This window comes from Arthrobacter paludis, from assembly GCF_056782315.1.
The window spans coordinates 127,041-139,626 of record NZ_JBXAEW010000004.1 but is presented as its reverse complement, the minus strand read 5'-3'; the positions used below and the strand labels follow the sequence as shown (position 1 = coordinate 139,626).

Sequence of the window (12,586 nt, the reverse complement as noted above, 5' to 3'; positions counted from 1 at the left end):
GTCTGCCTGCCTCGGGGATCATGGAAGTGTGAGGTGCGTCTCGCACGCCCATCGTAGGTGAATTCGGTATGCCAAAGTCAACCGTATTCGAAGTCTGGACGGCTGCAGTACCAATTTTCGTATACCAAGTGAGGGATGGGTGACGACGTGAGCATCGAGGACCTGACCGGGGCCGGAGCGGCCGTGTCCCGCGCCGGGGCGGTCTACAGCTGGATCCGCGAGCGGATCATCGACGGGTCCCTGAAGCCCGGCGCCCGGATCCGCGAGCGGGAGATCGCCGAGCAGCTCGGGGTCTCCCGCATCCCGATCCGGGAGGCGCTGCCCCACCTGGAGAGCGAGGGCTTCATCCGGACCCTGCCGCGCCGCGGCGCCGTCGTCACCGAAATGACGCGGCAGGACGTCGCCGAGCTCTTCGACGTCCGCTCCAGCCTCGAGGTCCTCGGCGCGCGCCTGGCCGCCCGCGAGTGCGCCGCCGGCGCCTCCCCCGAGCGGCTCCTGGCCGCCCTGGCCGACGCCGCCGGCGCGGTCGAGGCCGGCGAGCAGCCGGGGATCGCCGAGGCCAACGCCCGCCTCCACGTGGAGATCCTCGACCTCTCGGGCAACGCGCTGCTCCAGCACCTCATGGCCCCCATCAGCGCGCGGGTGCGGCGGCTCTTCCACATCGTCACGGAGCGGAACCAGCCCCGGTTGCACGGTGAGCACGAGGCCCTCTGCGCCGCCATCGTCGCCGGGAACGCCGAGCTGGCGGGGGCCCTGGCCCTGGCCCACGTGGAGCAGAGCCGCCAGGAATCCATGCCCATCGTGGACGAGCTCCTGCCGTAGCAGCCGCCGCCCGCGCATCTGGCACCGTCGAGTCACATCCCAACTGGCACTTGCGCCGTCCAGATGTGAGCCACAACACTTGAGCCACCGACAAGGGGGACGACGAATACCCGGGGGATGGCCCACCACTCCGCATCCAGCGGACGGGCCACTACACCGGCTCCACCGCCCACCGGCGCCACGCCATTCGACGCGCCCGTTCCCCAGCCACCGCCGGTTGGTGATCCCCGACGCCCGCGTCCGCGATCCCTCCGTGCCTACCACCACGCACCCAACAGGAGAACGGATGATCCGGTATCTCAGTAGGCGCATCAGCTCCGCACTCTTCGTGCTGTTCGCGCTCTCGCTCCTCGTCTTCAGCATGGTCCGGCTGATCCCCGGAGACCCCGCAGCACAGTACGTGGATGCGGCCAACCCCGACCCCGCCGCCCTGCAGGCGATCCGGGAGCAACTCGGGCTCACCCGCCCCTGGTACGAGCAGTTCGCCGTCTGGCTCGGTGGCGTCGTGACCGGGGACTTCGGCATGTCCCTCACCCGCCCGTTCGACATCACGGAGCAGATCGCGGTCCGCCTGCCGGCCAGCATGGAGTTGGCGGTCATCGCCACGATCCTGTCCCTGCTGCTGGGCATCCCGCTGGGGGCCTGGGCCGCCGTCCGCAGCGGCAAGGCGGCCGACGCCGCCGTCCGCGCGGCGTCGTTCTTCTTCCTCTCCGTGCCGGCGTTCGTCATCGGCACCATCCTCATCCTGGCGAACTCCCACACCCTGAGGTTCTCGCTCATCGGGTACACGCCGTTCACGGAGGACCCGTTCCGATCCGTGGTGCAGATGCTCGTGCCGTCCCTGGTGCTGGCGCTGCCCATGGGCGCCATCCTGTGCCGGTACACCCGCAACACGCTGCTGGACGCCCTGTCGCAGGACTACATCCGCACGGCCCGGGCCAAGGGCGCGCGAACCGGCCGGCTCGTCATGCGCCACGCCCTGCGCAACGCCCTGGTCCCCGTCAGCACCGTCGTCGGCATCCAACTCGGGACCATGATCGGCGGCACGATCATCGTCGAATCGATCTTCGCCATCCCGGGCATGGGCAGCCTGCTCATCGAGGCGCTGAACTCCAGCGACTACCCGACCATCCAGGGCTGCGTGCTGGTCCTCGGCGCCCTCTACATCGGGATCAACCTGGCGGTCGACCTCCTCTACCCGCTCATCGACCCCCGCATCAGGACGGTGAACTGACCATGGCCATCGCCTTCCCCGGCCGCGCCGCCTCCGGCACGGCGTTTCCCGCTGCGTTCGGCCGCACCGCGCGCCACCTGCGCTCCAACCCGTCGCTTGCCGTCGGCCTCGCCCTGCTGGGCGGCATGCTCGCCGTCTCGCTCCTGACGCCGCTGCTCAGCCCCTACACCGTCACGCAGATCAACGACCTGCCGTTCGAGGGCCCCTCCGCGGAGCACCTGCTCGGGACGGACAACCTGGCCCGCGACAACCTCACCCGCCTCGCCGACGCGCTGTACATCGGCTTGCTGATCTCCTTCTCCTCCACCCTGCTCGCGGCAGTCGCCGGTTCGGCGGCCGGCATCCTGGCAGGCTACTTCGGGGGGCTGCTGGACGGGATCGTCATGCGGTCCGTGGACGTGCTGCTGTCCATCCCCGCCATCCTGCTGGCCCTGGTCACCCGGGTGATCTTCGGCCCCGGCACCCTGACGCTGATCCTGTCCCTGGCGATCATCTCCGCCCCCGGGTTCGCCCGCGTGATGCGCGCCCCCGCCATCAGCCTCCGTGAGCGGGACTTCGTCACCTCCGCGGAGATCTCCGGGGTCGGGCGGCTGAAGATCGCCGCCTCCCACCTGCTGCCGAACTCGCTCACGCCGCTGTTCGTCCAGTTCGCCGCCACGGCCTCCATGGTCGTGCTGATGGAGTCGATCCTCAGCTTCCTCGGCCAGGGCGTGCTGCCCCCGGACCCCTCGGCCGGACGGATGATCGCCGACTCCACCCGCTTCATGGCCCGCGAACCGATGCTGATCCTGCTCCCGGCGGCGGCCATCATCCTCATGACCATCGCCTGGAACCTCGTCGCGGACGGGCTGCAGAAGCTGCTCTCGCCCCGCGACGGCGCCCTCAACATCGCGGTCAACCCGCTGCGCGCCGTCATCGGCCGCCGGCCGGCCCCGGCCGCGGGTCCGCAGGCGCCAACGGCCCGCCGGTCCCCCGAAAGGAAGGACGCCCCGTGAAGAAGCACCTGCTCCGAGCGCTCGCGCTGACCGCCGCCGGCCTGCTGGCCGTCACCGGATGCGGCACGACCGCCATCAGCACGGCGGAGATCCCGGACGAACCCGTCGACGGCGGGATCCTGCAGTACGGGACCGACATCCAGCCGTTGGCCGGCGGACTCGACCCCTACGTCTCCCAGGGCTTCGCGGCCCAGAACTTCTGGGTCCACACGTACGAGCCGCTGCTGACGAAGGACGCGGAGGGGAACATCGAACCCGGGCTGGCCGAGTCCTGGGAGCAGCCCACCCCGACGACGTACCTGTTCCACCTCCGCGATGGCGTGCGGTTCAGCAACGGGGAGCCGCTGACGGTGGAGGACGTCGTCTACTCGCTGGAGACGATGGCCGCCGAGGGACGGACGCAGAAGCCGCTCATGGGCCACCTCGAATCCGTCACCGCCGTGGACGGGGACACCGTCAGGGCCACGCTGTCCTCGCCCGGCGGATCATTCATCAACGTCGTCTCGAGCCGGGCCATCGGCTCCATCGTCAACAAGGAGTGGTACAGCACCACCCCGCAGGCCGAGCGGGAGCGGACCATGCTCGGCACCGGCCCGTTCAAACTGGTCACCTGGGAAAACAACGTCGTGCTGGAGATGCGGCGCAACAAGCACTACTGGGACCCGGGGCTGCCGCACCTGGACGGCATCGACTTCCGGATCCTGCCCGACGAGCAGGCGCGCCTCGCCGCGCTCCGCCAGGGCAGCGTGGACGCCATCTGGCTCGGCGACGCGCAGCTGGCCGAACAGGTCGAGGGCGAGGGGTTCGAGATCGGCCAGAACGCCGAGACCCGCACGCTGAACATCTACATCGATTCCACCACCGGGCCCACCGCCGACCTCGCGGTCCGCCAGGCCATCTCGAAGGGCATCGACCGGGAGAAGATCGCCCTGCTGGCCAGCTACGGGTACGGCAAGCTCACCACCGCCGTCCCGGTCGGGGACCCGGAGGGCATCCCGCCCACGGGGGACACGCCGAACTACGCCTACGACCCCGACGGCGCCCGCGGGCTGCTGGAGGAGGCGGGCCACGGCGACGGCGTCGACGTCGTCCTCACCTACGCCTCCGACCCGACCTTCGCCCGCGACGTCGCCCTCTACGAGGTGATGAAGGAGCAGCTCAAGGCGGTGGGCATCAACCTGGTCCTGCAGCCGCTGCCCTGGGCCGACGTGCTCAACCGCTACCTCGAGGGCAAGTTCGACGGGCTCATCGCGGTGCCGGGCACGGCCCAGCCGGACGTCTCCGGCTACTTCGCCCCGTACCTGACCCCCGGCCTGCCCACCAACACCACAGGCAAGCACGGGAAGGAGGCGGCGCGCCTGCTGGAGGCCCTCAACTCCGCCCCCAACCCGGAGGCGCGCAAGAAGGCCCAGATCGCCCTCGAGCGCGAGGTCGCCGAGCAGGTGCTGATCCTGTTCCCGTACGTCGTGGCCCAGCGCCAGGAGCTCTGGTCCCCGCGCCTGCAGGGCTATACGCCCGATCCCTACTCGTTCCGCGAAAACCTCAGGAAGGGATGGCTCGTCCCATGACCACCACCGCGACCACGACCCGCGCCGCCGCCACGGGCACCGGCGAAGCCACGCACTGCCTCGACGTCTGGGGCCTGAACATCGGCTACGGGACCGGACCCGACGTCGTCTCCGACGTCACCCTCCACGTGAAGGAGGGCGAGATCCTCGGCATCATCGGCGAGTCCGGGTGCGGGAAGTCGAGCGTCGGCCTCGCCCTGCTGGGCCTGCTCCCGCAGGCGGCGCGGACGGAGGCCCACCGCCTCGAGGTCGCCGGCCAGGACCTGGTCGGCCTCGGCGAGCGCGAGCTGGCCCGCATCCGGGGCAACGACGTGTCGATGATCTTCCAGGAGCCCATGTCGGCGCTGAATCCCGTGATGCGGATCGGCGACCAGATCGCCGAGGTCCTGCTCCTGCACGGCGAGCGCGACAAGAAGGCCGCCGCGGCCCGCGCCCTGGAGCTGCTGACCCTGGTCCAGGTGCCCGAGCCCGAGCTGCGGGTGCGCCAGTACCCGCACCAGATGTCCGGGGGCATGCGCCAGCGCGTCATGATCGCGATCGCCATGGCGGCCAACCCGCGCCTGCTGGTGGCCGACGAGCCGACCACGGCCCTCGACGTGACGGTCCAGGCCCAGATCCTGGGGCTGCTCACGGACCTGCGCGACCGCACGGGCATGGGCGTCGTCCTGATCTCGCACGACCTCGGCGTCATCGCCAACACGTGCGACCGCGTCGCCGTCATGTACGCCGGCCAGATCGTCGAGGAGGGGACGCCGGACCAGGTGCTGCGCAACCCGTCCCACCCGTACACGCGGGGCCTGCTGGCCTCCATCCCCCGGCGCACGCACGCGCCCGGGGCCGATCTCCCGGCGATCACGGGCGGCATCCGCCCGGAGGACCGGGCGCTGCCCGGCTGCCGGTTCCAGCCCCGTTGCCCCCTGGCGGCCGAGGCCTGCGCCGAGCCGCAGCACCTGCTGCCGGCCGACGGCGGCGCCCACACGGCCCGGTGCTTCCGGGCCACGGGGACCGACACCGAAGGAGAGGAGTAGCCATGGCGGCGAATCTGCGGGGCGAGCCCCTGGTCGAATGCGTCGGGGTCGGGCAGGAGTTCGACGCCCGCGGCGGGAACCCCGTGCGCGCCCTGGATTCGGTGGACCTGCGGGTCCACCGCGGGGAGACGCTGGGCATCGTGGGCGAGTCCGGGTGCGGCAAGTCCACGCTGGCCCGCGCCATCATGCTCCTGCGCCGGCCCTCGTCCGGGCACGTCGTCTTCGACGGGCGGCGCATGGACGGGGTGCGCGGGCGCGAGCTGAAGCGCCAGCGCCAGCGGATGCAGATGGTGTTCCAGGACCCGAACGACTCCCTGGACCCCCGGTACACGATCGCCCGCTCCATCATAGAGCCGCTGCTGGCCGCCGGGCGCGGCCGCGCGGAGGCGCTGCGGGAGGCCCGCTCCGCGCTGCTGGACGTCGGCATGACCGAGGAAGTCCTCGCCCGGCGGCCCCACGAGTTCTCCGGCGGCCAGCGCCAGCGCATCGCGATCGCGCGGGCGCTGGCGACCCGCCCGGACTTCATGGTCCTGGACGAGCCGACCTCCGCGCTGGACGTGTCCATCCAGGCGCAGATCCTGAACCTGCTCTCCCGCGTCCAGCGGGAGCGCGACCTGACGTACCTGTTCATCTCCCACAACCTCGGGGTCGTGCGCCACCTGGCGGACCGGGTCGCGGTGATGTACCTGGGCCGCGTCGTGGAGACGGGGCCCACGGAGGAGGTCTTCAACGACCCGAAGCACCCCTACACGAAGGCGCTGCTCTCCGCCGTGCCGGATCCCGACGACCGGGCGGCCCGGCGGATCGTCCTCGAGGGCGACCTGCCCAGCCCGCGCAAGCGCTACGCCGGGTGCGCGTTCGCCGGCCGCTGCTGGCTCGCCACGGACCTCTGCCGCACGGAGCGCCCGGAGCTCGCGGATCCGTTCGCCGGCAACGGCGCCGCCGTCGTCCCGTCCCCCGCCGGCGGCCAGCCGGGCGGCGGGCGCCGCGCCGCCTGCCACCACCCCGAGCGGGTCGCGCTGGAGCCCGGAGCCCTCGCCGCCGTCTGAGGCGGGCGCGCTCCCCGGGGAGGGGCGGCGGGCCGGGGCCGGCCGCCCTTCCCCGGGGAGCCGGGCCGGCCGCGCCTCCCCCGGGGCGCGGGGACGAGCCCCGCTGGCACCCCCGAACCGCCACCAAACTGGATCTGTCATGTGTCCAGCAAGAACGGAAGAGTGACCCACGACACATCCTGGCGAACTCCGATGGGAGCATGACGCATGAACTGGTATCTGGTGTGGATCGTGGGGTTCCTGATCCTGCTGTTCGCGGTGAGCGTGAAGTCGTCCAAGACCGTCAAGACGGCCGACGACTACGCCATGGCGGACTTCAAGCTCGGGTTCTTCCCCATCTGCGGCTCCGTCATCGCCACCGTCACCGGCTCGGCGGCCCTCATCGGCGGCGCCGGCAAGGGCTTCGAGATGGGGATCTCCTACTTCATCACGGTGATCAGCTTCGTCATGTTCACCGTCGTCGGCATGCTCGTCCTCGGCCCCGCCATCCGGAAGCTGCGCCTGTACACCGTGCCGGAGCTGTTCGCCCGGCGGTTCGGCAAGCTCTCGGCCCTGGTTCCGGCGCTGATCATCGGGTTCCTCTACATGACCCCCACGTTCGGCATGCAGCTGGTGGGCATGAGCTCGATCCTCTCCTCCATCACGGACCTGCCGTTCTTCTGGGGGATCGTCCTCGGCTTCGCCGTCACCCTCGTGTTCACGCTGATCGGCGGCATGCCGTCCGTGGCCTGGACCGACGCGATCCAGACCATCGTGATCCTGGCCGGCGTCGTCCTCACCCTCGTCGTCGGCGTGGCCTCCGTCGGCGGCCCCGGCGTCGTCCTCGAGGCCACGCCCGAGCGCCTGCTGGACTTCGGCAGCATCGGCTTCACGGAGCTGCTGAACTGGTTCCTGATCTTCGGCCCGTTCTACCTCGTCTGGCAGACCACCTGGCAGCGCCTCACCGCCGCCAAGTCCACCAAGGTGGGCGTCTCCGCCGTCACCATCGGGTTCGTCGTCTCCGGGCTCATCGGCCTCATGGCGATCTTCATCGGCATCGCCGCCTTCCAGGCGTTCCCCGAGGGCACGGACCCGGACACCATCTACACCGCGTTCATCACCGAGCTCTTCCCCGGGTCCATCGGCGGCCTCCTGATGGTCTCCCTCCTCGCGGCCCTCCTCACCGGCGCGACGTCGTTCCTGCTCAGCGGCGCCATCAACATCTCAAAGGACATCTACGAGGGCTGGGTCAACCCGAACGCCGGGGACGCCCAGATCCTCAGGGTCTCCCGCCTCTCGGTCGGCTTCATGGCCGTCCTCGGCCTCGTGATCGCCCTCTGGGTCAAGGACATCATCGGCATCTACCAGATCGCCCTGTCCTTCACCGCGTCCGCCCTGGTGGCCCCGGTCCTGGCCGCGATGTTCTGGGAGCGGGCCACGAAGGCCGGCGTCCTGGCCAGCACCATCGGCGCCCTGGTGGCCTCGCTCGGCTGGCGCTTCGCGGGGACGCCCTTCGGGATCCACGAGATCGCGGCGGGGCTCACGGCGTCGGCCGTGCTCCTCGTCGCCGTCAGCCTCGCGACGAAGCACTCCGGCGACGAGACCGTCACCGCGTACTACCACGCCTTCCGGCGCGGGCGCCTGACCGGCGACGTTCCGGCGGAGGGCCCGGTGTCCTCGGCCGCCGCGGCCCTCCTGGTGGAGGCCGACGCGGCCCCGGACGCCGCCGATTCGCACGGCCCGGCCCTGTCCTCGGAGTCCCGGGACCGCTAGGAGCGGCCCCTCCTTGCGGCGGCCTGCCGCAACTCGCCAGACTGAGGCGCACCCCCGCCGCCCCGCCCACCACCGAAAGGACCACCATGGAGCCCACCACCGTCTACCCGGCCCGCATCGTGCGGACCATGGACCCCGCCCGCCCCACGGCCGAGGCCGTCGCAGTCCGCGGCGACCGCATCCGGGCCGTCGGCGCCGTCGCCGAGCTCATGGCCTATCCGGGTGCGGTCCGCGACGACCGGTACGCCGACGCCGTCCTGCTGCCCGGCTTCGTCGAGGCCCACAGCCACGCCGGGTCCGGCAACGTCTGGGCCAACACGTACGTGGGCCTCGTGGACCGGACCGACCCGGACGGGCGGCGGTGGCCCGGCTGCCGGACCATCGACGAGGTCCTGGACCGGCTCCGCGCGGCCGAGGCCGAGCTGGAGGACCCGGACGAGCCGCTGATGGCGTGGGGCCTGGACCCGATCTACTTCCCGGGCCAGCCGCTGGCCGCGGCCGAGCTGGACCGCGTCTCCGCGACGCGCCCCATCCACGTCTCGCACACCAGCGGGCACGTGTGCGCGGTCAACACCGCGGTGCTGCGCCGGTTCGGGATCGACGCGTCGACGCGCGTCGAGGGCGTGGTCAAGGACGCCGCCGGCGAGCCCACCGGCGAGCTGCAGGAGTTCGCGGCGATGGGCCTGGTCGGCGAGCTCACCGAGGGCTCGGGGCTGCTGAACATCAACCCCGAGGCGCTGCGCCGGTTCGCGCAGGACGGCGTCAACACGGGCACCACCACGCTGACGGACCTGGGCTCGAGCCTGCTGATGGACGACGACGGCGTCGCCCTCTACCGCTCGACCGTCGACGCGGACTTCCCCGCCCGCCTGAACGTGTTCCACTTCGGCGCCGGCGTCGGACCCGTCTCCCGCTCGCTGCCCGAGGCCGCGGAGCGCCTGGTGCGCCTGCGCGGGCTGAACACGGAGAACCTGCGCTTCGGCAACGTCAAGCTGATGCTGGACGGCTCCATCCAGGGCTTCACCGCGCGCCTGCTCGAGCCCGGCTACTACGGCGGCCAGCCGAACGGGATCTGGGGCGTCAGCCCCGAGGAGTTCCGCGAGGCGTTCGAGACGTTCCACCGGGCCGGGCTGCTGGTGCACGTGCACTGCAACGGCGACCAGACCACCCAGCTGTTCCTGGACACGCTCGAGGCGATCCTCACCGCGCACCCGCGCCCGGACCACCGGCACACCTGCACCCACTCGCAGCTGAGCACGGCGGCCCAGTACCGGCGGATGGCGGCCCTGGGGGCCTGCGCGAACGTGTTCGCGAACCACATCTGGGCCTGGGGCGACCAGCACATCGACGTCACCGTGGGCCCGGACCGGGCCGCCCGCATGAACGCGGCGGCCACGGCCCTGCGCCACGGCGTGCCGATCTCCCTGCACTCGGACACCCCGGTCACGCCGCTGGGCCCGCTGCAGACCGCGAAGCACGCGGCCACCCGGCTGACCGTCTCCGGGCGGGTCATGGGCGAGCACGAGCGGATCTCCGTCCAGCAGGCCCTCGAGGCCGTGACCATCGGCGGGGCGTACCTGCTGAAGATGGACCACGAGGTCGGCTCGCTCGAGGCCGGGAAGTTCGCGGACCTGGCCGTCCTGGCGGAGGACCCGCTGGCCGTCGCGCCCGAGGAGGTCGGCGGGATCCACGTCCTCGGGACCGTCGTCGGCGGCCGCCACCACGCCACCAAGGTGCCGGCCCCCTCGGCGGTGCCCGCACCGTGACCGCGCGGCTGGGGATCATCGGCGGCTACCTCGGCTCCGGCAAGTCCACGCTCGTGAACCGCCTGCTGGCGGGCGCGCTGCCGGGGCGCACCGCCGTAGTCGTCAACGACTTCGGGTCCGTCAACATCGACGCGGACCTCATCGCGTCGGCGTCCGGGGACACGATCGAGCTGACGAACGGCTGCATCTGCTGCCAGATCAGCGACGACGCGTCCCGCACCATGGCGGCGCTGGCGGCGCGCGGGGACCTGGACCACGTGCTGTGCGAGGTCAGCGGCGTCGGCGACCCCGGCCAGCTCGCCCGGTGGCGCGACTTCCCCGGCTTCTCCCCCGGCCCGGTCTTGGTCTGCGCGGACGCGACGGCCGTGCGCCGGCTGCTGCGCGACGAGTACGTCGGCGACACGGTCGCGCGGCAGTTCGCCGCGGCCGAGGTGGTGCTCGTGACGAAGACCGACCTGGCCCTGGCCGCGGAGACCGAGGACGCCTTGGACGCCTGCCGGGCCGCCGCGCCGGGGGCGCGGCTGCTCGTGCAGGACGCGGCGGACCCGGGTGCGACGGCGGCGGCCGCGTTCGCGGCGGCGGACGACGGCGGCGTGCCGGAGGCGGACGCCCGCGCTGCCGGGGTCGCCCCGGCGTGGGAAGCCCCCGCCGGGGACGCCGGCCCCGGTACCGGTCCCGACGTTGTCGACCGCCCCGGCGCGCACGGCCACGCCGGGGCGCACGCCTCGGCGACCCTCGAGTGCTCGGGCCCGGTGGACGTGGACAGCCTCGCCCGGGCCCTGGCCGCGCAGGCGGGCCGACTGGTGCGGGCGAAGGGCGTCGTCGCGGGCCTGGACGGGCGCTGGCACGAGGTCCAGCTCGCCAGTGGCCGCGTGGACGTGCGGCCCCGCGACGCGGGCTGGCCGGCCCCGGCCGACGCCGCCGTCGTCCTCATCGCGGCGGGGCCGGAGGCGGAACGGTCGCTGGCGGTCGCCGCCGACGCGCTCGCCACCCACGGCACCCGCATCCGGACCCGCCGGGGCGCATCCGACCGGGTGTGAATAACTGCCCCATCGTGTCGCCCCGGGCTGGCACGATCGTGGCGTGGACCTGAAACACCTGCCCCTCCCCCCGTCCCCTGGCCCGGAGGTGCCCCCGCCCGGCGGCGCTTCCGGGTCACCCGGCATCGAGCCGCCGTCGTTCGGGGAGGCGTGGCGCGGGCTCGTCCTGGCCGGAGCCCTGGGCGCCGTGGCCATGGCGGCCCTGCCCGCGGTCGTGGCCACCCCGCCGGTTGACGGCCCCCTGCCGTGGGACCGCCTGGGGAAGGCCCTGCTGCGTCCGCCGCTCCTGGAGCCGGGCCTGCTGCTCGGCATCCTCGGGGTCCTGGCCACCGTGGTCGTCGCCGTGTCCTTCCACCGGCCCGAGCCCGCCCCGTCCGGTGAGACCGTCCTGCAGGAGGTCCGGCGCAAGGAGGTCCTCGCTTTGACCGGCAATCTGGTCGGGTGGGTGGCGACGGCCTTGACCGGCGCGTTCCTGCTGCGCTCGATCCTCGGGACCTGGGGCTCCGGCGACGCCCCGTCCGCGGTGTGGACGGCCCTCGCGATCGCCGCCGCGGGGCAGGCCGTGACCGCGGCCGGCGCCTCGACGACCTGGCGCCTGGGCGAGCGGGCCATGCTGGCGGAGCAGGACCTGCCGAATGCCCGGCGGAAGCTCGCGCGTCTCAAGGCCGTCTGGCGCGCCCGGTGGACCGGCCCCCTCGCGCGGCCGGGACGGCGGGCCAGGCTCATCGCCACGGCCGTGGGCGTCGCCTACGTCGTCCTGCCCGCGCTCGGCTCGCGGGTGTACCTGCACCTGGCGCTCCCGGCGCCTCTGGACACCCTCGCCACGGAAGCACTCGCGGTCTACGCCCTGTGGAGCCTCATGGTGGCCTACTTCGTCGCCTTGGTCGGCTTTGCGGCGGCTGCGGCGCGCCCCCGATGGATCCGGCGGCCGGCCGCCGTGATCCAGCTGGCGGGGCTCGCCGTCCCGATCGTGCCGTACGCGATGCTCGCGGCGTCGGCGCCGGACTACGTCGCGCTCTACGCGACGGCCTCCGTTCTCCATACCGCCTACGTGTGGCCGTTCGCGCTGTGGAGGTACCCGCAGAGCCCCTCCCTCAGGCGCGCCGTGACGCTCGCCGGTTGGCATGCGCACGTCCTCAGGGCGGGCTTCCACGCGCCGCGGCTGCGGTCCCTCGGCAGGGACATCGAGTACAAGGAGAGGCTCATCGCTGAGCACCGGCGCCTCCAGGAGGAGGACCGCCGGCGGGCGGAGCGGGAGTCGCAGGACCAGTGGCGCCGGCTCGCCGCCATGCTCAGGTAGTCCAGCGCGTCCCGCCGCCCCTTCGGCGACCT

At 72.6% G+C, this 12,586-nt stretch carries 10 protein-coding genes; all 10 read left to right on the top strand.

The genetic code is table 11. The features are described 5' to 3' along the window. Positions 1-135: 135 nt before the first annotated feature. Positions 136-822, top strand: a complete 687-nt coding sequence (locus AC1Q5D_RS04800) for a GntR family transcriptional regulator (RefSeq protein WP_481737430.1) — start codon at positions 136-138, stop codon at positions 820-822. 286 nt (positions 823-1,108) lie between these two features. Further along, on the top strand, positions 1,109-2,056 hold the full coding sequence (locus tag AC1Q5D_RS04795; protein ID WP_481737429.1) for an ABC transporter permease: 948 nt from the start codon (positions 1,109-1,111) through the stop codon (positions 2,054-2,056). Between the two features lie 2 nt (positions 2,057-2,058). Next, positions 2,059-3,051 (top strand): ABC transporter permease, encoded by a 993-nt coding sequence (locus AC1Q5D_RS04790; protein WP_481737428.1) that lies wholly within the window; start codon positions 2,059-2,061, stop codon positions 3,049-3,051. Continuing rightward, positions 3,048-4,619 carry an ABC transporter substrate-binding protein gene (locus AC1Q5D_RS04785; protein WP_481737427.1) on the top strand — a complete coding sequence of 524 codons (1,572 nt, stop codon included), beginning with the start codon at positions 3,048-3,050 and terminating at the stop codon, positions 4,617-4,619. The genes AC1Q5D_RS04790 and AC1Q5D_RS04785 overlap by 4 nt, the downstream gene beginning before the upstream one ends. Next, a complete protein-coding gene (locus AC1Q5D_RS04780; RefSeq protein WP_481737426.1) occupies positions 4,616-5,647 on the top strand; it encodes an ABC transporter ATP-binding protein in 1,032 nt (343 codons plus the stop codon). The genes AC1Q5D_RS04785 and AC1Q5D_RS04780 overlap by 4 nt, the downstream gene beginning before the upstream one ends. A 2-nt stretch (positions 5,648-5,649) precedes the next feature. Beyond that, complete coding sequence (locus AC1Q5D_RS04775) at positions 5,650-6,696, top strand: ABC transporter ATP-binding protein (protein ID WP_481737425.1); 1,047 nt, start codon at positions 5,650-5,652, stop codon at positions 6,694-6,696. A gap of 207 nt (positions 6,697-6,903) precedes the next feature. Then, positions 6,904-8,448, top strand: coding sequence for a sodium:solute symporter family protein (locus AC1Q5D_RS04770; protein WP_481737424.1), 1,545 nt, complete (start codon positions 6,904-6,906; stop codon positions 8,446-8,448). A gap of 86 nt (positions 8,449-8,534) precedes the next feature. Further along, entirely contained in the window at positions 8,535-10,214 is a 1,680-nt protein-coding gene (locus AC1Q5D_RS04765; protein WP_481737423.1) for an amidohydrolase, read from the top strand. Beyond that, on the top strand, positions 10,211-11,254 hold the full coding sequence (locus AC1Q5D_RS04760) for a CobW family GTP-binding protein (RefSeq protein ID WP_481737422.1): 1,044 nt from the start codon (positions 10,211-10,213) through the stop codon (positions 11,252-11,254). The genes AC1Q5D_RS04765 and AC1Q5D_RS04760 overlap by 4 nt, the downstream gene beginning before the upstream one ends. 43 nt (positions 11,255-11,297) lie before the next feature. Continuing rightward, on the top strand, positions 11,298-12,554 hold the full coding sequence (locus tag AC1Q5D_RS04755; RefSeq protein WP_481737421.1) for a hypothetical protein: 1,257 nt from the start codon (positions 11,298-11,300) through the stop codon (positions 12,552-12,554). Positions 12,555-12,586: the final 32 nt, after the last annotated feature.